Source organism: Endozoicomonas euniceicola (genome assembly GCF_025562755.1).
GTDB lineage: Bacteria > Pseudomonadota > Gammaproteobacteria > Pseudomonadales > Endozoicomonadaceae > Endozoicomonas_A > Endozoicomonas_A euniceicola.
The window spans coordinates 1,404,481-1,431,038 of sequence record NZ_CP103300.1 but is presented as its reverse complement, the minus strand read 5'-3'; the positions used below and the strand labels follow the sequence as shown (position 1 = coordinate 1,431,038).

The following is a 26,558-nucleotide window of genomic DNA, read 5'->3' as shown; positions in this document are numbered from 1 at the left end:
CAGAAAGAGAGCCGGTTTGACATGCATCCATGCCGTCCCCATCGGCTGACTGGCAGGCTGTTTTAGGAACCAATCAGTCCGTTTCTGGTCATAATTTAACAATTCAAGGACTGATTGTTGGAATGGGACTGGTTGGCAGCTATTAACTGACACGAACCGCACTGATTATCAGGAATAAAATTATCAGGTGGTACTTATGGATGTAGCAAAATACTTTTTAATATTGTCCGGAATTTTAATTCGTTCGATATACCGTTCCTTTTTCAGACTTCCCAAACGTTTATTACCTCGTTCAGTTCTGCTGTTGCTGGCGCTATCAACACAAGCCAGTTCTATTGTTGTTGACTCCGCCGGGGCAGGGTTTCCCGGACTGTTTGAGAATGAGCGCTCTACGGCTTATGTCAACCTGTCGTCGGATCACGAGCTGGATCAGTTGCTTGGGTATGTGGTCACACAGTTCCCGGATCATATTATTCGTTACATCACAAAAGCCACAGACTTACAGGAAGGCGGCCTGGAAACCCGGTTATTTCTGGATGATCAGGGAAACGTGAGTGCGCCCGCCCCCGGAATGATGTTTAACGACAGGGCCGTGATACTGGTGGTGGATTACCGGCAGATGACGGCTACGCAGGTGGCTGAACTGAACGGGATTCTGGACAGCGTCCGGACCTACAACGGCAAAAGACTTTCAAACACGACCCGGATTCTTGCGGTTGCGGACGAGTCAGTCCTGTCCGCTGCCTGGTCAGCGGATGCCCCGGGCAGTGACTTCTGGCGTCGGGTTAATAACATCGGACAAGCGCCGGATATCTCCCTGCTCCGGAAACAGGCCAGCCATTGCGTACCGACACTTGAGCAATATGTCCGCAGGCATGTCTGGGATTCGATCCCCTTCGATGTCAGCCACCTGCCTGCTAAAACCCTTGATTTCGCTTCAGGGCTGTCGGCTGGCGATGTCTTGTCGGGGGGGATTGAGCTGGATTCCGGGGGTGGACTAATCTTTCGGGACGCTGCGCTGGGAGATTTTGGGGATGCCCTGTTTATCCTTAAAGACGCCCCCTGGGAAGATATCGCGTTCAAAGTACAACTGGCTAATACGCTTGCCAGCCGGGGGATGGACAGCGGTGACCAGTGCCTTGCTTTGCCCGCCCGTTTTTTTCTACAAAGAAAAGACACCTCACCAGGGGTGATGGCGCAAACTCTGGAAGCTTTCGGAAAGCGACACCAGGATGCAGAGACCCGCTGGTTTCCCCTGAACAGTGTTAATTTTGACCTTGTCTTTAGCGAAATGGCACTGCGTAAAGGGCAGCTGGTCAAATCGGGTGTCGGTGGCAACCTGAAGCAGAATTTTCAAGGAATTGAAGTCACGTCCACCCTGACGAACCATCAGTGGAAACGACTGACAGGCTTGTTGTCTGCGGGTGGACAACTGGAGAACCTGACGTTGCGGGTTCGTGAGAAAGAGCAGCCTGTTGTGGTACCTGACAATCTGTTTCAGAGACAGGAAGAGGCGGTTAACGGTTCATTGGTGCAAAGGCTTTCCGGAACCTTATCTCTGGAAAAAATACGGGAAGAACATCCCGGCGCGCACATCGAGGTCGTATCGCCCAGTCTGGATGCCAGTCAACTATTGGAAACGATCCGAATGGAAAGTCGTCAGAACCGGCGTTTTCAACGGCACTCGACAGACTTCTACAAAGCACTTCAAACACCTGCCCGGCAGATTATTATTACCGGACTGGAGTCGAATCCCGATATCCAGAAACTGTTGGAGCCACTATTGTCCGGTACGCCTTCTGTGCCCCGGTTTGGACAGTTATCTCTCATCAACTCCCAGCCGGATATCCGGGTTCAGTGGCTGGAGCCGGGTTTGGCGGTGACCTCATCCTGGTCGGAATGGCTGAGCCACAATCCAGAGCATGATGAGGCAGCTCCGTCTGTTTCATCACCGTCAGAGCCGGTTCACGTGAACTGGAACAGGCCAGAACAACTGGTAAAGACCGTCAGCGAAGCGATACAAAACCACGCCCTGGTCTATCTTGAAGGGCCTCCGGGCAGTGGCAAGAGTTACACGGCCAGCCGTGTCGCAAAAAAACTGGCGGGACAGCAAACGGTTTACCAGCTGACCACAGGCCCGACAAGTCGTCGTCAGGACTTGTTCGGTGACCAGGTCCTGCGTCCTCTTCCTGATTATCCGGATGACTCTGAAACCCTGTTTGTTGAAGGCCCCATTCTCCGGTGGGCTCAGCAACGAAGCAAAAATGGCGAGCCGGTTATCCTGGTCCTTGATGAGGGCAACCTGCTGGACAAGAATGTACAGGTATTGCTGTCTGGCGTGACCCTGCAACAGCCTTTTATCAGCAGTAACGGTGACGCTTACTACCTGACCCCGGAGCATCGGCTGGTTATTACCGGAAACCCCCTGTCGTTTGAGGGACGCTATCTTATCCCGGAATTACACAATCATGCGAAAACCATCCGTTTTGCGGCTATGGATTCCGGCGGCCTCTCCGGGCAGGTCATTGCCCCTTTTCTCGAAGTAATGGACAGCGAGCGTTGTCAGCGGGATGAGTGTGACTGGATAGGGGACTTGTTGCTGGATAACCTGGCTGGCTACCAGGGCCAGTTAACAGGCTATTCGTTTTCTGCCAGGGATACCCTGGACGTCCTCAGCCGGTTTCAATTTTACCTGGGCGACCTGGCGCAAAAGTCGACCCATGAAATTGAAAATACCTTAAAGCAGGCGCTTCATGACAGTTTCTCCGGCCTGCTTGCAGGGCAGAAGCGTTCAGTTGGCTTGTCCAGCCGGGCTTATTATGTAAAACATCACGCCTTCGACGCTTTTTACGAACGACTTAAGCACCAGTCCACGAGCCTGAACCTGGAGAACGACTCAACACGGACTCTGGCTCGACGCATCTGGCTGGAACTGGAACGGGTTGCCGGTGAAAACAATCATCATCGCAGTCATCCGGGTCGTCATGGGATGATGATCGAAGGGCCTGCCGGACGAGGCAAGGATGTGGTTCTGGACATTGTGATGAAACAGTGGCGGGAGGACTGGGCGCTTAAGGGTCTTATACTGCCGCCCCCCCTGTGTATTACCGCTGGTTACAACAACTGGGACAGGTTAAAAGCGCTGATTATCCGGGCAAAAACGGAAGGCCGGATACTCATTGTATCGGAGTTGAATCTACTCCCCACCCATTTCCTTGAGGGGGTGTTAAATGATGTGTTATCCGGAGAGGCCGCACCGGGGTTCTTTCTGATCGCGACGGTTAATCCGGTGCAATACAGTGGACGACATGCGTTTTCTTCTGCGCTGGCGAGCCGTTTTACCCAGTTGATTCTCGATGAATATACCCTGAACGATTTCAAGGTGATTGCCGCCAGTTATACGGACTCCTCTTTCTCAGATGACATTGCGCTCTGGCACCATAAACGGGTAGAGACTTTGAAGCAGAACAAAGCGCTGGCTGTTCCTGCCGTTATGATGATGATTGAGTACCTCAAGGCGCTGGACAAGTCAGAGGTGGTAAACCCTAATGCTCTGCGAAACCGGTTTATGACCTTTTACCGACTGTATCTGAAAGATGGCTGGCGACCTGAACCCGTTGTCGTGCCTGTTGAGGCAGATGTTGTAAAAATTCTTGAGAAAGAACTGGCTCCAGTGCCTGAGACATCACTGATGACAAAGTTGTTCAGTCTGGTTGTGGGTGAGTCTGAGACAAAAGAGGCAGAGGAGGAAGCAGGAGAACAGGCTCCAGTCCCAGCGTCTGAGAGATCACTGATGGCAAAGTGGTTCAGCCCGTTTGCGGGTGAGTCTGAGACAAAAGAGGCAGAGGAGGAAGCAGGAAAACAGGCTCCAGTCCCAGCGTCTGAGAGATCACTGATGGCAAAGTGGTTCAGCCCGTTTGCGGATGAGTCTGAGACAAAAGAGGCAGAGGAGGAAGCAGGAGAACAGGCTCCAGTCCCAGCGTCCGAGAGATCACTGATGGCAAAGTGGTTCAGCCCGTTTGTGGGTGAGTCTGAGACAAAAGAGGCAGAGGAGGAAGCAGGAGAACAGGCTCCAGTCCCAGCGTCCGAGAGATCACTGATGGCAAAGTGGTTCAGCCCGTTTGTGGGTGAGTCTGAGACAAAAGAGGCAGAGGAGGAAGCAGGAGAACAGGCTCCAGTCCCAGCGTCCGAGAGATCACTGATGGCAAAGTGGTTCAGCCCGTTTGCGGGTGAGTCTGAGACAAAAGAGGCAGAGGAGGAAGCAGGAGAACAGGCTCCAGTCCCAGCGTCCGAGAGATCACTGATGGCAAAGTGGTTCAGCCCGTTTGTGGGTGAGTCTGAGACAAAAGAGGCAGAGGAGGAAGCAGGAGAACAGGCTCCAGTCCCAGCGTCTGAGAGATCACCGATGACAAAGTGGTTCAGCCCGTTTGCGGGTGAGCCGGAGGCGAAAGAGGCAAAGGAGGAAATAACCGGAGGTCAGACCCTGGATGCTTCCGACAATTCTCTGAATAAGTTTGATGAAAAAGAGATTGCCGGCATTCCTGAAGAAGGTCATGGAAACATGCAGGCAGCTTTTGATGTTGATGGTCATACCGATTGGGCAGCAACACAGGATGATGCTGCAAAGGAAGCTCACGACGACGAAAAAAACATTGATGGCAACTTTGATGACCAGGGCACGACTTACAGGTTTAACAAACGCTTCTCCAGTAATTTCTCGCCAATGTATTATCGTCTGGATATAAAATGGCTGAAGATTTACAACAATGGAGAAGTAAAGCTCGTACCTTTTCCGACAGGTGAACTGACTCCCTATCCTCACTTTGTTCAGGCTGACTTGTCGAAATCTTTATTACCCGGACAACACCACGGTACTCAGGATGTTATTAAGAGGGGTACGCTAACCAGTCTTTTCCCCCACGAAAAGCTGGTCGCTATCTGGACGGAAGAGAACACAGATCAGCCTGTTGAGGTGCAATACGATGCATACCGTGGCATTTATACCGTTAACCTTCCTGAGTCAGATGGTTCTTCAACAACACGAATTCATTATGTTGTGGAGGAAGATAAAACAGTTAACAGGGTTGAGAGTCTGGAGTCTGATGAGGTATATCAGGCTCCCCTTTTATGGATACACAGGCTGAACCTTCTAATGAGTAAAAGTCCTCTGTTGGCGGCTGAGCTGGGTCATAACGACAAGCTCTCTCAAAAACAGAGAGTCGAGAAAATTATTGCTTATTCTAAAAGTTTTACTGCGCCTGACAGGGCGATGACAAGCCTGATAAACCGGGAATCGGATATTGAGCTAATGGCTGAGTTAATTGAGCGTCGCATTGGCACCTGCCGACATATTTCTTTTGCTGTTGCCGGGCTGATGCAGTTTTATGGTATTCCGGTCAGGGTAATGATCAATGAAGCTCATGGCTGGGTAGAATATTCTCTGAACAATGGAAAGACATGGCAGGCACTGAAAATCAAGGGTACCTATGGAGACTATGAAGTCGTTAAACAAAAATCGTCAGCGGAAATCAAAAAAGAAGAGGTCAGAGAGGAGGCAAATAAGGCAATCAGCCAAGAGCCTGTCAGAAGCGATATCGCTATTCAGCAGCTTTTTTATCATGAGCACAGCCCAGAACGCTACCGTCAGTCTGTTCAATACATGAGAATTGATGCTTATGGAGCAGTTCGCTTTATTGACATGCCTTATCGGGGTATTCGTATACCAGAACTACCATCAGATATCGAGGGGCAGCAGCTAAGTAATCATGACGCTGTCAGGGGAGAGCAAGTTGTAAAAACGGGTGAAAGAACGCCTTTGGCAAGTCTATCTCCCCGGGAAAAACTATTGGCCCTATCGTCTGAAGGCATAACATCGGAACAGATTCTGGTGGAGTACGATGCTTTTCAGGGACTTTACTTTGTAACCGTCAATAAACAAGAGGGGGGAACAGAAGAGGTTACCCTTCATTTTCTGATTCAGCCGGGTGAACTTCCTTTTCCCCGGGATTCATTGATGACTGATAAGCAGAAGCCTGAGTTGATGAGTGAGAAACATAGAAGACAGGTAGATGCTTTTTTTGCTGCTCATCCTGACATTTTTAAAAAGATTGATATTCAGCCGGAAATGGCTCGAAGCAGGAAAATAGAAAAAATAGTGAGTTTTGTCCGTCAGTTTGGTCCCGCGAGGCCCGAGTCAGAGGACGTTAGCCTGACAATGTTATTGCAACAGATGGAATATGGACAGGGGGACTGTCGCTATCGCAGTTACATTGCGGCTATGCTGGCTGAGTATTACAAAACAGGTGTTGCCCGGGTGGTATCAAATGACGTCAATACGTTTGTTGAATTCTCCCCGGACGGTGTTAATTGGGAGGGGCATGACCTGAAAGGTTATAAGTATTCAAAATATAAGAAGCTGGCGGCAGGCACCGAATTACTGAAAACCGGTTGGGATAGCTTAAAAGAAATACCGAGTGTGAAAGAGAAAAAAATCTATGAAAAACAAGATTTAAATAAAGATGCACTGTTTTTTTTACGGCCTTATGCTTTGGGTCATGTAATCAAGGACTTTCACAAACTGAAAAGTGAGACAAGGAAAAAAGTGCTGAGCTATTTTAAAAATTTACTGCTGTATTTTAATGCTGACCCATCCAGAATGAAGGATATTCCTTATTTGTTACTGGATGACCCTGAGGTTTATCAAAAACTGTCACCGTGGCTGAACAGGCAGTTGCAGAACCTCCAGCAAGTACATCTTATTTCCAAAAATTCCCCTGCTGTAAAGGATATAACCACTGCAGGTAAATCTATAGATGAGCTGTCCGCTGATGAGATAAAGGAACCTCTTTTAAGAACTTTTGCCTTTATAAATAATGAGGTCACTGTTAATGACTATTTAGATGGTTCACCATTTACTGAATTAGAGCAGTTGCTAAAGAAAAAGACTCCTAACCTAAAAAAAGTCTGGAAATATCAGCCGCCAGGTCAGTTGCAGGTAAGCCGGTTGCTGGAGAATAAAGCTGCTTTTGCACACACCAGCGAGCATCAAGAATTGCAGCAAAACAGGCTGGTTATTTTTAATGTAGGATCCCCCCTGCTTGATTCGGAAACGATGGAGCGTTACCAGATCATACTGGGTCAAAAACTGGAGAAAGAGCATCGATTGAATTTTGATATGATCAATTTGCTGGTCAAACAATCTCTTTTTGATGCTATCTACCACCTGAATAGGTTAACAGGACAACGTTCAGGTGTACTGCGTCGATATGAAAGTAGAGATGGAACTTATGGTTTCAGGTTGTATAAACCCTATCCTGATTCAGAAATGGAAGGGGCTAGCTGGTTATGGACTCAAACTATAAAAATTTTAAGAGGTAATGATCAAGCACCGGATAGTGAAACTGTAGTGCTAAGATCATCTTTCCCACTGCCAGTAAACCAGTTACCGGAGGAATGGCAGGATGCTGTGATTGTTGATGACGATATGCTGGATCGCCTGCTCACCCGCTATCTGGAGTCCCTGTCCAGAGAGCAGGTGGACAATCTCAGAAAGGCTTTACAATCGCCAGTACAATAATGCCGGCCAGAAAGAGAGCCGGTTTGGCATGCATCCATGCCGTCCCCATCGGCTGACTGGCAGGCTGTTTTAGGAACCAATCAGTCCGTTTCTGGTCATAATTTAACAATTCAAGGACTGATTGTTGGAATGGGACTGGTTGGCAGCTATTAACTGACACGAACCGCACTGATTATCAGGAATAAAATTATCAGGTGGTACTTATGGATGTAGCAAAATACTTTTTAATATTGTCCGGAATTTTAATTCGTTCGATATACCGTTCCTTTTTCAGACTTCCCAAACGTTTATTACCTCGTTCAGTTCTGCTGTTGCTGGCGCTATCAACACAAGCCAGTTCTATTGTTGTTGACTCCGCCGGGGCAGGGTTTCCCGGACTGTTTGAGAATGAGCGCTCTACGGCTTATGTCAACCTGTCGTCGGATCACGAGCTGGATCAGTTGCTTGGGTATGTGGTCACACAGTTCCCGGATCATATTATTCGTTACATCACAAAAGCCACAGACTTACAGGAAGGCGGCCTGGAAACCCGGTTATTTCTGGATGATCAGGGAAACGTGAGTGCGCCCGCCCCCGGAATGATGTTTAACGACAGGGCCGTGATACTGGTGGTGGATTACCGGCAGATGACGGCTACGCAGGTGGCTGAACTGAACGGGATTCTGGACAGCGTCCGGACCTACAACGGCAAAAGACTTTCAAACACGACCCGGATTCTTGCGGTTGCGGACGAGTCAGTCCTGTCTGCTGCCTGGTCAGCGGATGCCCCGGGCAGTGACTTCTGGCGTCGGGTTAATAACATCGGACAAGCGCCGGATATCTCCCTGCTCCGGAAACAGGCCAGCCATTGCGTACCGACACTTGAGCAATATGTCCGCAGGCATGTCTGGGATTCGATCCCCTTTGATGTCAGCCACCTGCCTGCTAAAACCCTTGATTTCGCTTCAGGGCTGTCGGCTGGCGATGTCTTGTCGGGGGGGATTGAGCTGGATTCCGGGGGTGGACTAATCTTTCGGGACGCTGCGCTGGGAGATTTTGGGGATGCCCTGTTTATCCTTAAAGACGCCCCCTGGGAAGATATCGCGTTCAAAGTACAACTGGCTAATACGCTTGCCAGCCGGGGGATGGACAGCGGTGACCAGTGCCTTGCTTTGCCCGCCCGTTTTTTTCTACAAAGAAAAGACACCTCACCAGGGGTGATGGCGCAAACTCTGGAAGCTTTCGGAAAGCGACACCAGGATGCAGAGACCCGCTGGTTTCCCCTGAACAGTGTTAATTTTGACCTTGTCTTTAGCGAAATGGCACTGCGTAAAGGGCAGCTGGTCAAATCGGGTGTCGGTGGCAACCTGAAGCAGAATTTTCAAGGAATTGAAGTCACGTCCACCCTGACGAACCATCAGTGGAAACGACTGACAGGCTTGTTGTCTGCGGGTGGACAACTGGAGAACCTGACGTTGCGGGTTCGTGAGAAAGACCAGCCTGTTGTGGTACCTGACAATTTGTTTCAGAGACAGGAAGAGGCGGTTAACGGTTCATTGGTGCAAAGGCTTTCCGGAACCTTATCTCTGGAAAAAATACGGGAAGAACATCCCGGCGCGCACATCGAGGTCGTATCGCCCAGTCTGGATGCCAGTCAACTATTGGAAACGATCAGAATGGAAAGCCGTCAGAACCGGCGTTTTCAAAAGCACTCGACGGACTTCTACAAAGCACTTCAAACATCTGCCCGGCAGATTATTATTACCGGACTGGAGTCGAATCCCGATATCCAGAAACTGTTGGAGCCACTATTGTCCGGTACGCCTTCTGTGCCCCGGTTTGGACAGTTATCCCTCATCAACTCCCAGCCGGATATCCGGGTTCAGTGGCTGGAACCGGGTTTGGCGGTGACCTCATCCTGGTCGGAATGGCTGAGCCACAATCCAGAGCATGATGAGGCAGCTCCCTCTGTTTCATCACCGTCAGAGCCGGTTCACGTGAACTGGAACAGGCCAGAACAACTGGTAAAGACCGTCAGCGAAGCGATACAAAACCACGCCCTGGTCTATCTTGAAGGGCCTCCGGGCAGTGGCAAGAGTTACACGGCCAGCCGTGTCGCAAAAAAACTGGCGGGACAGCAAACGGTTTACCAGCTGACCACAGGCCCGACAAGTCGTCGTCAGGACTTGTTCGGTGAGCAGGCGCTGCGTCCTCTTCCTGATTATCCGGATGACTCTGAAACCCTGTTTGTTGAAGGTCCCATTCTCCAGTGGGCTCAGCAACGGAGCAAAAATGGCGAGCCGGTTATTCTGATCCTTGATGAAGGCAACCTGCTGGACAAGAATGTACAGGTATTGCTGTCTGGCGTGACCCTGCAACAGCCTTTTATCAGCAGTAACGGTGACGCTTACTACCTGACCCCGGAGCATCGGCTGGTTATTACCGGAAACCCCCTGTCGTTTGAGGGACGCTATCTTATCCCGGAATTACACAATCATGCGAAAACCATCCGTTTTGCGGCTATGGATTCCAGCGGCCTGTCCGGACAGGTCATTGCCCCTTTTCTCGAAGTAATGGACAGTCAGCGTTGTCAGCGGGATGGGTGTGACTGGATAGCGGACTTGTTGCTGGATAACCTGGCTGGCTACCAGGGCCAGTTACCAGGCTATTCGTTTTCTGCCAGGGATACCCTGGACGTCCTCAGCCGGTTTCAATTTTACCTGGGCGACCTGGCGCAAAAGTCGACCCATGAAATTGAAAATACCTTAAAGCAGGCGCTTCATGACAGTTTCTCCGGCCTGCTTGCAGGGCAGAAGCGTTCAGTTGGCTTGTCCAGCCGGGCTTATTATGTAAAACATCACGCCTTCGACGCTTTTTACGAACGACTTAAACACCAGTCCACGAGTCTGCACCTGGAGAACGACTCAACACGGACTCTGGCTCGACGTATCTGGCTAGAACTGGAACGGGTTGCCGGTGAAAACAATCATCATCGCAGTCATCCGGGTCGTCATGGGATGATGATCGAAGGGCCTGCCGGACGAGGCAAGGATGTGGTTCTGGACATTGTGATGAAACAGTGGCGGGAGGACTGGGCGCTTAAGGGTCTTATACTGCCGCCCCCCCTGCGTATTACCGCTGGTTACAACAACTGGGACAGGTTAAAAGCGCTGATTATCCGGGCAAAAACGGAAGGCCGGATACTCATTGTATCGGAGTTGAATCTACTCCCCACCCATTTCCTTGAGGGGGTTTTAAATGATGTGTTATCCGGAGAGGCCGCACCGGGGTTCTTTCTGATCGCGACGGTTAATCCGGTGCAGTACAGTGGACGACATGCGTTTTCTTCTGCGCTGGCGAGCCGTTTTACCCAGTTGATTCTCGATGAGTATACCCTGAACGATTTCAAGGCGATTGCCGCCAGTTATACGGACTCCTCTTTCTCAGATGACATTGCGCTCTGGCACCATAAACGGGTAGAGACTTTGAAGCAGAACAAAGCGCTGGCTGTTCCTGCCGTTATGATGATGATTGAGTACCTCAAGGCGCTGGACAAGTCAGAGGCGGTAAACCCTAATGCTCTGCGAAACCGGTTTATGACCTTTTACCGGCTGTATCTGAAAGATAGCTGGCGACCAGAACCCATTGTCGTGCCTGTTGTTGAGGCAGATGTTGTAAAAATTCTTGAGAAAGAACTGGCTCTGGCTCCAGCCCCTGCGTCTGAGAGGCCATTGACAGCAAAGTTGTTCAGCCTGTTTGCGGGTGAACCTGATACTCCTGGCATTCATGAAGGCAAAGTCTGGGCAGGTTTGAGTGCTCTGGATGGTGACTTTGACCGGAGCCAGCCTCACAGGCTTACCAAGCGCTTCACCAGTAATTTTCCGCCACCGTTTTATCGTCTGTATATAAAAAGGCTGAAAATTTACGACAATGGAGAAGTAAAGCTCGAACCTTTTCCTGCAGGTAAACCGACTCCCTACCCTCACTTTGTTCAGGCTGACTTGTCGAAATCTTTATTACCCGGACAACACCACGGTACTCAGGATGTTGTTAAGAGGGGTACGTTAACCAGTCTTTTCCCCCACGAAAAACTGGTCGCTATCTGGACGGAAGAGAACACAGGTCAGCCTGTCGAGGTGCAATACGATGCATACCGTGGAATTTATACCGTTAACCTTCCTGAGTCAGGTGGTTCTTTAACAACACGAATTCATTATGTTGTGGAGGAAGATAAAACAGTTAACAGGGTTGAGAGCCTGGAGTCTGATGAGGCGTATCAGGCTCCCCTTTTATGGATAAACAGGCTGAACCTTCTAATGAGTAAAAGTCCTCTGTTGGCGGCTGAGCTGGGTCATAACGAAAAGCTTTCTCAAAAACAGAGAGTCGAGAAAATTATTGCTTATTCTAAGAGTTTTTCTGCGCCTGACAGAGCGATAACAAGCTTGGTAAACCGGGAATCGGATATTGAGCTAATGGCTGAGTTAATTGAGCGGCGCATTGGCACCTGCCGACATATTGCTTTTGCTGTTGCCGGTCTGATGCAGTTTTATGGTATTCCGGTCAGGATAATGAACAGTGAAGCTCATGCCTGGGTAGAACATTCTCTGAATAATGGCAAGACATGGCAGACAGTGGAAATCAGTGGCACCTATGGAGAGCTTGAAAACCCGGAGGATTTCGGAGATCGGTCGTTGATTTCAGGTCATGACAATGCAGATCGCTCTACAGCTGTCAATGCTTCGCCTGAGCAGGTGTTGAAAGATGAAAGTCGGGAAGGTTCCTCATGGTCTCAGCCCCTGAAAGAATCTGTAAGCGTTCAGCCCTCAGAGCGTAGAAACGTTAAAGCGGATATCAAAAAAGAGGCCAGAGAGGCTGCAAAAAAAGCAATCGAGCAAGAGCCCCTCAGAGACGATATGGTTGTTCAGCAGATTTTTTATCATGACCATAGTCCGGAACACTACCGCCAGTCAGTTCAATACATGACAATTGATGATAATAGAGTAGTGCACTTTATTGACCTGCCTTATCGGGGTGTTCGTATTCCGGCACTGCCATCAGATATTGATGAGCAGCAAATAAGTAACCAGCACGCTGTCAGGGGAGAGCAAGTTATAAAAACCGGTGAAAGAACGCCTTTGGCAAGCCTTTCTCCCCGGGAAAAACTGTTGGCTTTATCGTTTGAAGGCATAACATCAGAACGGCTTCTGGTGGAGTACGATGCCTTTCAGGGGCTTTACTTTGTAACCGTCAATAAACAGGAGGGCGTGGCAGAAGAGGTTACTGTTCGTTTTCTGATACAGCCAGGCGAACTTCCGTTCTCCCGGGAATCATTGGTAGCTGATAAGCAGAAGCCCGATTTGATGAGTGAGAAACATAGAAGACAAGTGGAGGCTTTTTTTGCCGCTCATCCTGACATTGATAAAGAGATTGGCATTCAGCCGGAAATGAATCGAAGCAGTAAAATAGAAAAAATAGTGAACTTTATTCGTCAGTTTAGTTCCGCAAGGCCCGAATCACTGGATGTTAGCCTGACACTGTTATTGCAACAGATGGAATATGAACTGGGAGACTATCGTTATCGCAGTTACATTGCGGCCATGCTGGCTGAGTATTACAAAGCAGGTGTTGTCCGGGTGATATCAAATGACATCAATACTTTTGTTGAATTCTCCCCGAACGGTGTTGATTGGAATAGTGCTGAATTATTCTTGAGCTGTAAGCTTCCTAGGGAGATTTGTGACTCGGGAAGATATAAGTACTCAGGATATAAAAAACAGGCAGCAGGCACCGAATTACTGAAAATCGGTTGGGATAGTCTGAAAGAACTACCCAGTTTGAAATATCTAAGCCATAAAAGCCCTGAGTTAAATGAAAATGTTAGGCCTTATGTTTCGGAGGATATAGTCAGAGATATTTACTATCTAAAAGGTGAGTCAAGGGAAAAAGTCTTGGGCTATTTTAAAAAATTATTGCTGTATTTTAACGTTGCCCCATCTCAAATGAGAGATATTCCTTATTTGTTATTGGATGATCCCGATGTTCGTCAAAGGCTATCGCCATGGTTGAATGAGCAGATACAGAACTTGAATAAAAATCAACACTATCGCATGGGCTGCATTAAACGGTTGGAGAATATGGATATTGTTAATGACCAGTTAGATAGTTCACCATTTGCTGAGTTAGACGTGCTGCTAAATAAAAAGACTCCTCTACTCAGGGCTGTCTGGAAATATCAGCCGCCAGGTGAGTTACAGATAAGCCGGTTACTGGAGAATAAAGCCGCTTTTGCACAGACCAGCGAGTACCACGAATTGCAGCAATACAGGCCGGTTATTTTTAATGTCGGAGAGTCTTTCCTGCTTGATCAGGAAAAGCTGGCACGTTACCAGACGATACTGTTGCAAAAACTGGGAGAAAATAAAAAAAATAATATGAACTCACGAACAAAAATACAGCTGGTAAAGCAATCTCTTTTAGATGCTACCTACCACCTGAATAGATTAATAGGGCAACGGTCAGGAGTATTAAGTCGGTATATAAAAAATAAAAAATACGGAATAACTTATGGTTTCAGGCTGCATACACCTGATATCGCTTCAGAAACGGATAAAGCCAAATGGTTGTGGACTCAAATGTTCTACGAAAAGAAAGATTCTGATTTGTTCTCTCATGAGGAGACTGGTGTGTTAAGAATATCTGTCCCGCTACCAGTCAACCAGTTACCAAAGGAATGGCAGGATTCCGTGATTGTTGATGACGATATGCTGGATCGACTGCTTACCCGCTATCTGGAGTCCCTGTCCAGAGAGCAGGTGGACAATCTCAGAAAGGCTTCACAATCGCCAGTACAATAATGCCGACTAGAAACAGCACCGGAACTTCATTGAACCACCGATAAAATGTGTGAGACCGGGTGTTTTCGTCCCGGGCAAATTTTTTCAGAAATGCTCCGCAGACATGGTGATAACCAATCAGCAGTAACACGAGAGCCAGTTTGGCGTGCATCCAGCCGCTGCTCATGTAGTAGGGCATGTTGTAACTCAGTAGCCAGAGTCCCAGAATCACAGTGGCCAGCATCGACGGCAAGGCGATACCTCTGTAAAGCTTGCGTTCCATGGTCTTGAATCGTTCACGACTGATGCTGTCATCGCTCATGGCGTGATAGACAAAAAGTCGGGGCAGGTAGAACAGGGCTGCAAACCAGCAAACCATGGCGATCAGGTGAAAAGCTTTTATCCAGAGCATACACATACCCCTGTTTGGATTATTGTTGTGCTATTTGTTGCCGCAATATATTGCCACAACAGGGTAGCCGGAACTGCTTCGGGGTAAAAGATCTAATGATAGAAACTATCTATAGGAGCTATCTGTAGAAGCTATCTATCGCTTTTCTGGTGATTACGCCGCAAAGCACTTGTTGGTGTTTGCCTGAGGTGTAGACACCCAACACTTCAACCGAATGCGTTTCCATAATTTCCAGAGCGTCCTGAAGTGAAGCATGAACCTGTACCTGGACAATGTCACTATCGTTAAGAAGGTCAAAGTTCCTACTCATAAGAGTGGCGACGCCTTTCTGGCTGAGTAGCCGATTGAGCAGCGAATGCTGGTGGTTGTAGCCTTTAGCGTTCAGTTGCATTTCAATCAGCCCGCCACGGGCAGTGAGCCGTCCGGAAATCAGGCAGGCAATCACAATCACAAACATAGCGGGCATGATGATGTGCGGATTACGGGTTAATTCCAGCACCGTAACCAGTGCCGCCATGGGAGCCTGTAACACGGCTGCCATCATGGCGACCATGCCCAGTAATGCGTGGAAAGCAGTGCTGATGTCAGGAAGGTTGAGCGCCAAATCGCCCAGATGGCCAAAAGCTGCGGCAGCTAAGGCTCCCATCATCAGTGACGGACCAATAATGCCGCCGGGAATGCCGAGCCCGGTCACCAGTGCGGTGATCACGAGTTTGGCGGTCAGCAGGGTCAGCAGAAAAGAGATGTCCATCAGTTCGCCATTCAGGATTAAATCAACAGTTTCATAACCAATCCCCATAACGGCCGGCAGGAAATAACCGGCAGCTCCCATACATAGCCCTGCCAGAAGCAATGGGTTTATAAACAGCTGTTGTCGTTTGCTGGCTGTCCATAGCTGAAGCCTGATAAACCCTGCTGCCAGAAGGCCAATCAGACAGGCAGAGGCGGCCGCTATGCCCAGCTCAGTCAATGACGCCATGGGAATGACCGGCACCATGAAAGCAGGGTCAGGGCCATACATAATCTGTGATAATACCGCTGCCATCACGGCGGCTGCGATAACAGGAATGAAACTGTTGAGGGTGTACTGGCGAACCACCACTTCCATGGCAAAGATGACACCTGCCATTGGCGTGTTAAACGATGCGGAAATCGCTGCTGACGCTCCACAGGCTGCGAGAATGTTCAGGGTGTTTTGTGGCAATCGGAGTTTCTGCCCCAGTAAGCTGCCTGTCGCTGCGCCAACATGAACGGCGGGCCCTTCGCGCCCTACTGAAAAGCCACTGACCAGGGCGATGGCGGCCCCGAAAAATTGCAGCAGCATTCCTGTGAAAGACATTTTGCCTTTATGGAACTGCAGGCACTCAACCACATGCAAAATACCAACAGTGCGTCGTTTAATCGGCGTGCAGGTAAACAGGCACAAAATAATCAGTGACCCCATGATGGGAATAATCAAGCGCAACAGGTCAGACAGGGTTTCAAAATGCTCATCGCCTCCTGACTGCCAGAAACTGGTCGAACCGGTAACGATTTCCCGAAACAGAATCAGCAGCCCGCCTGCCAGCAATCCGATCAGCATGCCAATAGCGGTCAGCTGGGGCAGGGCATCGGCACTGGACAGTCTGATTCGCAGCTGGTGCAGTGAGTGGTCAGGTTTCGGAGGCAGATGATCGGGCAAGGTGGTTCCTACTGGTTGGAAGGTTTAAAAACAGCCAGATTTTATCTGATTGGGCATGGTTAGTTAATGAAGATAATTAATAAATTAAATAGCTTTGAGGAGTGGCTCTCTTATCGGTCAATGTTCTTTATGGTAAAAGTAAGCCTCTGGCTCTTTTGAATTTTCAGTACTCAGGCGAATATCATGCTGTCAGGCTTTGTGACTTTGCTCTTGTTCACCGTTGCTGGTGAGGCAATCAGTGCTATGTTTAATCTCCCCGTACCCGGAGCGGTAACGGGGCTTATTCTGCTGTTGATCTGGTTGCGGGTAAAAGGCGGTGTGTCTGATAATCTGCAAAAGGTTAGCCAGTTTTGTATTCACTACATGGCGGTTCTGTTCATTCCTTCCGCCGTGGCGATATTTTTTATGGCGGAATTGCTGTCACGGCAATGGTTGCCACTGGTGTTAGCCACCTTTGTTGCCACACCTGTTGGTATCGTGGTCAGTGGTCATTTTATGCAGTGGTTGTTACGTCGCGGGGAGAAGCAGTGATGACTGATTTAGTGGTTCGGTTGGAGCTGTTTATGTCAAATCCTCTGACGGTTCTGCTGTTGACACTGGGGGCTTATCTGATTGGAGAACAGTTGTTTATCCGCACCGGGCGCAAAGGCTGGTTTCATCCTGTTATTGTTGGCAGCCTGCTGGTGTTTCTGGTTATTCACTTTTCTTCGATGAGTATTGAAACCTACAGGGAACACAGTTCCATTCTGAAAACACTGCTTGCGCCGTTTACTGTGGCACTGGCCATTCCTTTGTCTCAGCAACTGCACCATGTTCGCCGGCATGCCGGACCGATTCTTTCTACCCTCTTACTGGGCGCTGTGCTGGTGGTTTTACTGGGGCTTGGTTTTGCCTGGGTCTCTGGTGCCGAGAGTGACGTGTTGCTGTCGGTTTCAACCAAAGGTGTCACCACTGCGGTTGCCCTGGCTCTGTCTGAAAAGATGGGAGGAATTGTTCCTGTTGCGGTGGCGGTTGTCTGTATTTCAGGAATTTATGGTGGTCTGGCCGGTCCCTGGATTTGTCGAAAAACCGGGGTGCGTGATCTCCGCGCCATCGGGTTTGCTTTGGGTATCAATGCTCATGCCGGGGGAACCGCCATGGCGTTTGGTATCAATCCGACCATGGGCGTCTATTCAAGTCTGGCCATGTGCCTGAATGCCATCCTTACCGCCATGGTATTACCTTTTGTGATTACGTATCTGTTTTGAGGTCGGTGCGATGTTTGATAAACAGGATTTACTGAAACTGGCGCGTATGACGATGCCTTTTGGCAAGTACAGTGGACGGGTACTGATCGACCTGCCTGAAGAGTATCTGCTCTGGTTCGCCAAAAAAGGGTTTCCTCAAGGCGAGTTGGGGCGTCTGCTGCAGCTGGCTCTGGAAATACATATTAATGGGTTGACGGGAGTTATTCAGCCATTAAAGGAACGGCAGTAACTTGCAAACTTATGTGTGAATAAATATGCTCAACTGATAAATAAATATCTCGACAGGAAGGGCGGCAATGAAAATTGGAATCGTAGGTGGTACAGGCTATACCGGTGCCGAATTACTGCGTTTGCTGGCGACTCATCCGCAAGCGGATGTTCAGGTCATCACATCACGTTCAGAATGTGGCAAAGCGGTTAGTGAGCTTTACCCCGGTCTGCGTGGAAAGATGGATATACCCTTTACTGAGCCGGATAACGAGGTGTTGTCCCAGTGCGATCTGGTCTTTTTTGCCACGCCCAACGGTATTGCCATGCAATCGGTGCCAACCCTGCTGGACAAGGGCGTTAAGGTGATTGACCTGGCGGCTGATTTTCGCTTGACCAATCCCGCTGACTGGCGGCAGTGGTATGGTGTTGATCATGCCTGCCCGCAACTGTTGGGCGAAGCGATTTATGGGTTGCCGGAAATGAATAGAGAGGCTATCCGTCAGGCGCGGCTGGTGGCAAACCCCGGCTGTTATCCAACGGCGACCCAGCTGGGCCTGTTGCCCCTGATTCAGAACGATCTGGTTGAAGGGACTGTCATTGTGGACGCCAAGTCCGGGGTCAGCGGTGCCGGGCGTGGCGCTAAAGTGGCGAGCCTGATGTGTGAAGTGTCCGAATCATTTAAGGCTTATGGAGTAGCGGGTCACAGGCACCTGCCTGAGATTCGGCAGGGGTTGTCCAGAATGTCTGCCAGCTTCGACGGAGAGCTGGTGTTTGTTCCGCACCTGACACCGATGATACGTGGCATTCATGCCACCGCTTATACGACAGTGAGAGATCATTCCATAGATTTGCAGGCATTGTATGAACAGGCCTACGAAGATGAACCGTTTGTTGATGTCATGCCTGCCGGCAGTTTGCCCGAAACCCGTTCTGTCAAAGCTTGTAACCAGTGTCGTATAGCTGCGCATCGTCCACAGGGGGGGGATACGGTAGTGATTCTCTCTGTGATTGACAATCTGGTGAAAGGGGCAGCGGGGCAAGCCATTCAAAACATGAATATAATGTTCGGGCTGGATGAGGCAACAGGGCTGGACGTTCCGGCGATAATGCCCTGATGCAGTCTCTGAAGCGACCGTTTCTGGTCGCTTGTTCGCTCTCTTATGCAGCAGCGACTTCTGCCACCACCTGTTCAACGGACTGGCTGCAAATAAGCTCAATATCCAGTTGAGTAGTATCGACAGCTTCTTTCAGACTGTCATACAGGTTTTTTTCCAGATCTTTTTGTAATGGTTTTTTATCAGAGCTGATCAGGACGACCTTGGCGTGGGTAAAGTAGTGACTTAATTGTTCTGTCAGGTGAAGGGTGGCCTGGGCTGAAGGTTTGCTGATGCCTGAGGCGCTGCGATGAGGGTTGCTGTAGACAAAGCACCTCACAGTGCCATCTTCCCTGTCGAGGTATTTCTGAATGATTCTGGCCCCTTCGTGACTGGTGGGGTCGGCGACCACGGGAACAATGTTCTTATTGAACGAATAGAGGCGTCTTAACAGTTTTTCCCTGGAGGCTACGGCCAGAACTCTGTAGCCCTTGTTAGCCAGTTTTTCGGTGACTTCACTGCCAATGCCAGAGCTGGCACCGGTAACAATGACGACGTCCTGCATGACTGCTCTTTCCTTATTGTTAATCTGTGTTTACTTTTGTTGGCTAATGATGCCAAGTTTTTGTTTTCAGGTACAGGTAGATATTGTAAAAAGCAGGCGTACGGCAGGTTTTTCGTTTGGTGAGTTTTTCCGCTTCCGGTTGCTCAGAACAGCTCTTTCAGTATGCGGATCAAAATCAGCGCAAACAGCAGGATCATAATGATTTTTGACCACTTTGCCTGTTTTTCATTATCCATGGGTTTGCCGTACTTTTCAGTCACCATGACAATGATCATAAGCGTGGCAAACAGCAACATCAGAATAGTGAGCAGATTCATTCCCTGTCCTCAGGTCAGCTTTAGATTAGTCCCAAAGAGGATAACGATAAGACTCAGGACTAGCCAGCGAAGTTGATAGTGTTTACTTTCCATGGACTGGATTGTTAAGCGATAACTGCTTGTGTATAGTTTTTAGCTATTTTGTACTAATATTCCACTTCTGGAAGTATACCCTCGCAAACTGCGGCAAATCAGTCATTTTGTTTTCTGGTTGCATGATTTGGATTTCTGCCAATGGCTTTTGACCCTGACCAAGATCAAGGCTCTTTGAATTCCGCCGGAGCCATGAGAGTTGTTCGTCACGACCCTGTACGGGAACGACGGCTGCAACTCTTGCTGGTGACCCTGTTTATCAGCTTTGGGGTGGTTGCCTACTGGTTTGGTGCCAGCCGGGTGGTTGATGAGAGTGAAGGGTTGAAACAGGAAAACAGGCAGCTGTCGACAGATGTCACCCGCCTTGAAAGGCAGAATGAAAAACTGGCGTCACGGGTGGCTGTGCTTGAACGCTCCAGTCAGATTGACCGGCAGGCTGCTGAAAATGTCAGGGTTCAGGTTCGTGAGCTGGAGCAGGAAAAAGCTGAATTGTCTAAAACCATAGCGTTTTACCAGAGTGTCATAGCTCCCGAAGATCTGAACGAAGGTGTGCGGCTGAATGCCTTTGACCTGATACCCGGAAATAAACCTAATCACTACCAGTTGCGTATGGTGGTCTCTCAGGTATCGCGCAGCAATAATTTTATCAGAGGCACCCTGAAAGCTCGTGTAAAGGGTGAACAGGATGGTCAGCCTGTCAGTTTGTCTTTGCTGGAACTGGCTGGTGCAGGAGATAATCCGGCACTGGGCTTTCGCTATTTTCAGTCTTTCCCTGATGATCGTGGTCTTCTGGACTTCGAGCTTCCGGAGGGTTTCAAGCCTGAAAGCATTACCGTTAATATTAATATTCGCAGCGGTGGTACTCGAAACCTGGAAGAGTCATTCGACTGGCATGAGGAACTGGCAGCCAGTACGGGGCAGGAATAAACTACCTGAGCCTTAGAGTATACCGTTGTTAGCTGTTAGCTGTTAGCTGTTGGCTGCTGGTCAGGCAGTAAATAACCAACAGCCAATAGCCAACATCTAAAAGCCAGGTATATTTCTGATTGCCACTACCCCGACCACGGGAATGTCTCTATATTTTAGGGAATAACAACAGAATCAAATAGTTGACTGAAACGCTGGGTTACTTGGATAATGCCTGTAAAGTGGCATTAACGGGTTGCACGTCGTTGCGGGTAACACGGGAGGATGAATGAGCGCAGTAGTTGAAACAGTTGTTCCGGAACCAATTATTTTCACAGATAGTGCTGCCAGTAAGGTCAATGAACTGATGGAAGATGAAGAGAATAAATCTCAACGTCTTCGAGTGTACGTTACTGGTGGCGGCTGCTCCGGCTTTCAGTACGGTTTTACGTTTGACGATAAACTGGCTGATGACGACACTCTGGTTTGTAAAAACGGCGCGGAAATGGTCGTAGACTCTCTGAGCTATCAATACCTTGTAGGTGCTGAAGTGGATTATGAAAGCGGACTTCAGGGTTCTCGCTTTCTGGTAAGAAATCCAAACGCAAAGTCTACCTGCGGCTGTGGCTCCTCTTTTTCCATTTGAGTAATGCGTGGATTGCTGAGCGGTTCAAAGTCTTTTGAGCTGCTCGCCGAAAGCTTAAACTTCTGGTTACTCTACTACAAATCATTTTAACTGATGCGTGTGACTCGCAGTATTTATGGCAATTATATTTGTTCATTGTCGTATTGCTCCAGTTATTGACAAAACATTGCTCCAGTAAAAACGCTTCAAGCTGGATAGATAGCACCCAGTATTCTGGGGCCTGCGGCTCCGGTTACCTCTGGCTGGTTGCCAGGCAGTCCCAGGAGCGTCTGCCGGGCAAGCCAGGCAAAGGCAACCGCTTCAACCCAGTCGGGGTGAATACCCAGGGCTTCTGTTGTTGATACAGAATGGTCAGGCAACTGTTGTCGTAAACGTTTGGTCAGTGTCTGGTTGTGTGCACCACCACCGCACAGATAAACAGCCTGTGAATCCGGTGCGAACTGGCTGATGTCGTGGGCAATGGTGCTGGCTGTCAGCTGGCACAATGTGGATTGAACCTGTGCTGGCGAAAGGTGGGGAAACTGCTCAAGCCTGTTATCAAGCCATTGCCTGTTAAACAACTCCCGCCCTGTACTTTTTGGTGGCAGCTGGTGAAAGTAAGCCTCTTTAAGCAGGTGTTCCAGCAGAGGCTGGTCAACGCTGGCAGATTCAGCCCATTGGCCGTTGCTGTCGTAGGGCTGCCCGGTATGACGCTGGCACCACTGATCCATCAGGATATTTCCCGGACCGGTGTCAAACCCCCTGACAGGCTGTTCGTCCAGAATGGTCAGGTTAGCCATGCCGCCAATATTGACAATAATTCTACCCTCACCAGACTGGTGAAAAACCGACTGATGAAATGCCGGAACCAGCGGTGCGCCCTGTCCGCCCGCTGCAATATCCCGGCGACGGAAATCTGCGACGACTGTTGTATTAGTCAATTCTGCGATCAGGCTGGGATCGCCAATTTGCAGTGTGTAACCTTGCCCGGGGCGGTGCCTGATGGTTTGACCATGACTGCCTATGGCTGCAATGTTTTCTGGTTTTTGCTGACTGGCTTCAAGAAGGGACTGAACCGCTCCAGCGCACTCCCTGGCAAACGCGGGGTCGGCTTCAGCCAGCTTTTCGATTTCGTTATCACCCGGAAGGGTAAGTTCTGTCAAAGTCTGTCGCAGTTGTTCTGGCAGTGGGTGAGAACGCGCAGTCAGTATTCGACAGGATGCGCCTTCAAATTCGACCAGTACTGCATCCACAGCATCAAGGCTGGTGCCGGACATCAAACCTATAAATAATGGTTTCATCGTAGAAAAGCCTGTTGAGAGAATTCTGGACATTACTGAGAGGCAAGCATTGTTTTCTCAGGAGTTCTCTGGAACGTTTTTTGATGCTGTTCCAACTGAGCGAGGATACCGATTTTGTGCTGTTTAAAGCGAGCCATTTCTGCTTTTGGAACCGGTTTGGCGTCAGGTAATTTAACCTTTACTGGGTCTTTATGTGTTCCATTTACGCGGAATTCATAATGAAGGTGAGGTCCTGTCGACCAGCCCGTGGAGCCGACGTAGCCGATAATATCACCCTGGTTTACCCGTGAGCCTTTTTTGAAGCGCTTGTTCATACGACTCTGGTGGGCATAAACGGTGACGATGTTATTTGGGTGCTCAATAAACACTACGTTGCCGTAACCGTTCTGCCAGCCTGAAAATTGTATTCTGCCATCGCCTGCTGCTTTTATCGGTGTGCCGGTGGGGGCGGCATAGTCAACCCCCCGGTGAGGGCGTCTGGTTTTGTGGATGGGGTGCAGACGATTTGGGTTAAACCGGGAGCTGATACGGGTGAAGTCTACAGGGGTACGCAGAAAGGCTTTTTTCATGCTTTTGCCGTCTGGCGTGTAATAACTGCTGCTGCCTTTGCTGTCGGTGTAACGAATAGCAGTATAGCTTCTGCCTTTATTGATAAAGGTGGCGGCAAGGATGTTACCGTTGCCCAGTTTTTTATTATCGAGATAACGTTCTTCATAGACGACGTTAAAGCGGTCACCTTCACGAATATCCAGAGCAAAGTCGATGTCCCAGCCAAAGATGCTCGCCAGTTCCATAGTGAGCCGGTCTGTCAGCCCGGCCTTCTGACTGGCTATAAACAGTGAATCGCTGATTTCCCCTTCCCCATAGGCGATTCGAACCTGTGGTTCAAATACGATTTCTTCAGCGATATAGCCGTTATCTGTCTTCTGAAACAGGAGGTGGTTCAGTCGGTCACGGACGTAGCGGAACTGGGTTAGCTCGTTATTTGAATTCACCCTGAATTTCAGTGTTTGTCCGGGGCGGATATCGGCGAGTAGTCTTCCATAGTCGGGGGTTTTGCTGATGTCATAGACAACTCTGGCTCCAAGCCCCTGCCTGGCAAACAGACTGGAAAGATTATCACCGTTTGCGACCACCAGACTTTGCCATTTGCCCGGTTTCGCCAGCTTCAGAGCTTCTGTGTCAGTTTCTGCTCTGGCTCTGCGTATAGCCTCAGAGTGAGTTTTGGGTGTTTCAGGAAGCATTGATTGCGCTGGCTGTGTTATCTCTGGTAGCTCTTTTTTGGGTTCAACGTCTGTAGACGGCACTAGAACAATTAATAAAAGCACAGCAATCGTCACACCTGTAGCCAACATCAGGTGTCGTCTGGGGAAACGGGGCAGGCTACCGTTTTGACTGCGAACACGGGTTGCACCTGTTAAAACAACCTTTGTCATTTTGATCTGAAAATAGAGTGGCTTTATTGAAATATAAGCAAATTATAACGATAAAAACTACCTGATGGTTTGATATATAGCTATAAGCGATTTGTAAAAAGATCAGTGGAAGCTGCCTTTCCCTTCCCGGAGGTTATTTGTAACAGCCTTTTGGATCCTTTTTTTTGTATGGAAAAATAGTATACCGCTTTGTTCTTGAGCGATTTTTCATGTATTTTGTGTGATCCAGTTTTTATCAAGACCCGCATGTGCAGGAAACATTAAATGTCTGAGAATCAAAATCCACTGCTGAAAGATCTGCAGGCCCGCCAGCTCATCGCGCAGACTACTGCCGTCGAGGAACTGGACGCTCATCTGAGCGAACAGCCTCGGGTTCTTTATTGCGGCTTTGATCCGACGGCAGACAGTCTGCACCTGGGCCATCTGGTACCTCTGCTGGTATTGAAACGTTTCCAGATGGCTGGTCATAAGCCTATTGCCCTGGTAGGTGGTGCAACAGGTTTGATTGGTGATCCAAGCTTCAAGGCTGCCGAACGTCAGCTGAATACGCCGGACATCGTTGCTGGCTGGGTGGACAAAATCAAAGGTCAGGTGAGTCAGTTTATTGACTTTGATTGTGGTGAAAACTCTGCACTGGTAGCCAATAACCTGGATTGGACCGGTGAGATGACGGCGCTGGACTTCCTGCGTGACATTGGCAAGCACTTCTCTGTCAACGCCATGATCAACAAAGAGTCTGTTCAACAGCGCCTGAACCGTGAAGGGGCGGGTATCTCCTTTACAGAATTTTCCTACGCCCTGCTGCAGGGAATGGACTTTGCCGAGTTGAACAAGCGTTACGACTGCACTCTGCAGGTGGGCGGCAGTGACCAGTGGGGTAATATCGTTGGCGGTATCGATCTGTCCCGTCGTATGAATCAGGCTCGTACATTTGGTCTGACCGTACCTCTGATTACCAAGTCTGACGGTACCAAGTTTGGTAAGACGGAAGGTGGAGCCGTATGGCTGGATTCTTCTAAAACGTCTCAGTATGCGTTTTACCAGTTCTGGATGAATACTGCGGACGCTGACGTATATCGCTTTATGAGCTTCTTCACCTTCCTGAGCCAGAACGAGATCGATGGTATCAGGAAAGCCGACGAAGAGCGTCAGGGGCGTCCTGAAGCCCAGCGTATTCTGGCTCGTGAAGTGACTCGCCTGGTGCATGGTGAAGAAGGTTTACAGGCCGCCGAGCGTATTACGGAATCCCTGTTCTCTGGCGATATCTCCAACCTGTCTGAAACCGATCTGGAGCAGCTGAAGCAGGATGGTCTGCCAGGTGCGACTATTCAACTGAACGAGCTGGAAGGTCAGGCGATGACTCAGCTGTTTGCCGAGGTCGGTATGGTGAAATCCGGCAAGCAGGTAAAAGACGCCCTGGGTCGTAATGCCGTATTCTTTAACGGTGAAGCCCGTGGTGCCGCAGACAACATGAACCTGACGGAATGCTTTGCGAAAGATAACGCTCTGTTTGGCCGTTTCTTCCTGGTTAAGCTGGGCAAGAAAAACCATTTCCTGTTTGAAGTGGTTTGAGGGGAACTGAAGCTTAGAATATGCCGCTGTTGGCTGTTGGCTAAAAGCCAGAAGCTAAAAGCCAAAAGCTGGCATACTTCTGATTACACCTGAAAACGCCGCTTTACCCGTTGAGTAAAGCGGCGTTTTTGTTTTTCTTAAGGCCTACTTCTCTTGAAATTTAAAGCATGTGTAGCGGGAGCACCTCATATCATCAGGCCAGATATCCGGCGATATACCGGCTTTCTGTTTTAAGTGCTGTAAAAACTGCTGCGCAGTGGGCAGCTGCTCCCAGACCTGGGGTAAAAAAGTGGCCCGGTAGAACGAATTTTCTATAACCAGTCCGTCCTGACCGGGAATAAGCTGTTGCAGCAGATCGTCCTCAGAACTGATATTCATTTCTGACAAAGGGCTGAGTATTGAAATTTCGATGTCTATCTCGTTGAGTTCTGCTGCGGATACCGGTTGAAAACGTGAGTCCCGGAATGCGGCTGCAAAGGCGTTGTGAATAATATCTTCAATAAGGGTTCGTCTGACCTGCAGAGATCCAATACACCCCCTCAGGTTTTCCTGTTTTTGCAGTGTTACAAAGGTGGCCCGCTGTTCATAAAAAATGGGAGGAAAATCACCTTCCGGCGTCCCCGGAGGCAGCCCCTGTCGACAGCTGTCGGCTATGGTTTTTCTGGCAAGGCGGAGCAGTTCTTTTTGTTGAGGTAAGCTCAGTTCCATCGT

Annotated in this window: 16 protein-coding genes; 9 read left to right on the top strand and 7 right to left on the bottom strand. The window is 49.2% G+C overall.

The genetic code is table 11. From position 1 onward, the window contains the following. Window positions 1-196: 196 nt before the first annotated feature. Window positions 197-7,576 (top strand): AAA family ATPase, encoded by a 7,380-nt coding sequence (locus tag NX720_RS05550; protein ID WP_262599946.1) that lies wholly within the window; start codon window positions 197-199, stop codon window positions 7,574-7,576. Window positions 7,577-7,779: 203 nt separating this feature from the next. Next, window positions 7,780-14,409 (top strand): AAA family ATPase, encoded by a 6,630-nt coding sequence (locus NX720_RS05545; protein ID WP_262599945.1) that lies wholly within the window; start codon window positions 7,780-7,782, stop codon window positions 14,407-14,409. Here the strand turns inward: NX720_RS05545 and hemJ are convergent. Next, window positions 14,378-14,800, bottom strand: coding sequence for a protoporphyrinogen oxidase HemJ (gene hemJ, locus NX720_RS05540; protein WP_262599944.1), 423 nt, complete (start codon window positions 14,798-14,800; stop codon window positions 14,378-14,380). The genes NX720_RS05545 and hemJ overlap by 32 nt on opposite strands. A 118-nt stretch (window positions 14,801-14,918) precedes the next feature. Then, window positions 14,919-16,481: a chloride channel protein gene (locus tag NX720_RS05535; protein ID WP_262599943.1), complete on the bottom strand. Its 1,563-nt coding sequence runs from the start codon at window positions 16,479-16,481 to the stop codon at window positions 14,919-14,921. Between the two features lie 183 nt (window positions 16,482-16,664). Here NX720_RS05535 and NX720_RS05530 point away from each other — a divergent pair, with 183 nt between their 5' ends. From NX720_RS05530 to argC, 4 genes are all read left to right on the top strand, one after another. After that, on the top strand, window positions 16,665-17,012 hold the full coding sequence (locus NX720_RS05530; protein ID WP_262599942.1) for a CidA/LrgA family protein: 348 nt from the start codon (window positions 16,665-16,667) through the stop codon (window positions 17,010-17,012). Continuing rightward, window positions 17,012-17,728: an LrgB family protein gene (locus tag NX720_RS05525; RefSeq protein WP_262599940.1), complete on the top strand. Its 717-nt coding sequence runs from the start codon at window positions 17,012-17,014 to the stop codon at window positions 17,726-17,728. Before NX720_RS05530 ends, NX720_RS05525 begins: the two co-directional genes overlap by 1 nt. A 10-nt stretch (window positions 17,729-17,738) precedes the next feature. After that, window positions 17,739-17,957 carry a DUF3820 family protein gene (locus tag NX720_RS05520; protein WP_262599939.1) on the top strand — a complete coding sequence of 73 codons (219 nt, stop codon included), beginning with the start codon at window positions 17,739-17,741 and terminating at the stop codon, window positions 17,955-17,957. Window positions 17,958-18,024: 67 nt separating this feature from the next. After that, window positions 18,025-19,053, top strand: coding sequence for an N-acetyl-gamma-glutamyl-phosphate reductase (gene argC / locus NX720_RS05515; protein WP_262599938.1), 1,029 nt, complete (start codon window positions 18,025-18,027; stop codon window positions 19,051-19,053). Between the two features lie 43 nt (window positions 19,054-19,096). Here argC and NX720_RS05510 read toward each other — a convergent pair whose 3' ends face one another. Together NX720_RS05510 and NX720_RS05505 are read right to left on the bottom strand one after the other, a co-directional pair. Then, entirely contained in the window at window positions 19,097-19,597 is a 501-nt protein-coding gene (locus tag NX720_RS05510; protein ID WP_262599937.1) for an SDR family NAD(P)-dependent oxidoreductase, read from the bottom strand. A 143-nt stretch (window positions 19,598-19,740) separates the two neighbouring features. Further along, window positions 19,741-19,914: a hypothetical protein gene (locus NX720_RS05505; protein WP_262599935.1), complete on the bottom strand. Its 174-nt coding sequence runs from the start codon at window positions 19,912-19,914 to the stop codon at window positions 19,741-19,743. Window positions 19,915-20,148: 234 nt separating this feature from the next. On the opposite strand from NX720_RS05505, the gene NX720_RS05500 reads away from it, so the two are divergent. Together NX720_RS05500 and erpA are read left to right on the top strand one after the other, a co-directional pair. Next, a complete protein-coding gene (locus NX720_RS05500; RefSeq protein WP_262599934.1) occupies window positions 20,149-20,934 on the top strand; it encodes a GAS domain-containing protein in 786 nt (261 codons plus the stop codon). Window positions 20,935-21,202: 268 nt separating this feature from the next. After that, window positions 21,203-21,559 (top strand): iron-sulfur cluster insertion protein ErpA, encoded by a 357-nt coding sequence (gene erpA, locus NX720_RS05495; protein WP_262599933.1) that lies wholly within the window; start codon window positions 21,203-21,205, stop codon window positions 21,557-21,559. A gap of 185 nt (window positions 21,560-21,744) precedes the next feature. Here the strand turns inward: erpA and NX720_RS05490 are convergent, their stop codons facing one another. Together NX720_RS05490 and NX720_RS05485 are read right to left on the bottom strand one after the other, a co-directional pair. After that, window positions 21,745-22,839 (bottom strand): anhydro-N-acetylmuramic acid kinase, encoded by a 1,095-nt coding sequence (locus NX720_RS05490; protein ID WP_262599932.1) that lies wholly within the window; start codon window positions 22,837-22,839, stop codon window positions 21,745-21,747. 32 nt (window positions 22,840-22,871) lie between these two features. Then, window positions 22,872-24,275, bottom strand: a complete 1,404-nt coding sequence (locus tag NX720_RS05485) for an OapA family protein (protein WP_262599930.1) — start codon at window positions 24,273-24,275, stop codon at window positions 22,872-22,874. A 264-nt stretch (window positions 24,276-24,539) separates the two neighbouring features. Between NX720_RS05485 and tyrS the strand changes: the two genes are divergently transcribed. Continuing rightward, window positions 24,540-25,847, top strand: a complete 1,308-nt coding sequence (gene tyrS, locus NX720_RS05480; protein WP_262599929.1) for a tyrosine--tRNA ligase — start codon at window positions 24,540-24,542, stop codon at window positions 25,845-25,847. A gap of 144 nt (window positions 25,848-25,991) precedes the next feature. On the opposite strand, the gene amrA is transcribed toward tyrS, so the two are convergent. Next, window positions 25,992-26,555 carry an AmmeMemoRadiSam system protein A gene (gene amrA, locus NX720_RS05475; protein WP_262599927.1) on the bottom strand — a complete coding sequence of 188 codons (564 nt, stop codon included), beginning with the start codon at window positions 26,553-26,555 and terminating at the stop codon, window positions 25,992-25,994. Window positions 26,556-26,558 lie beyond the last annotated feature (3 nt).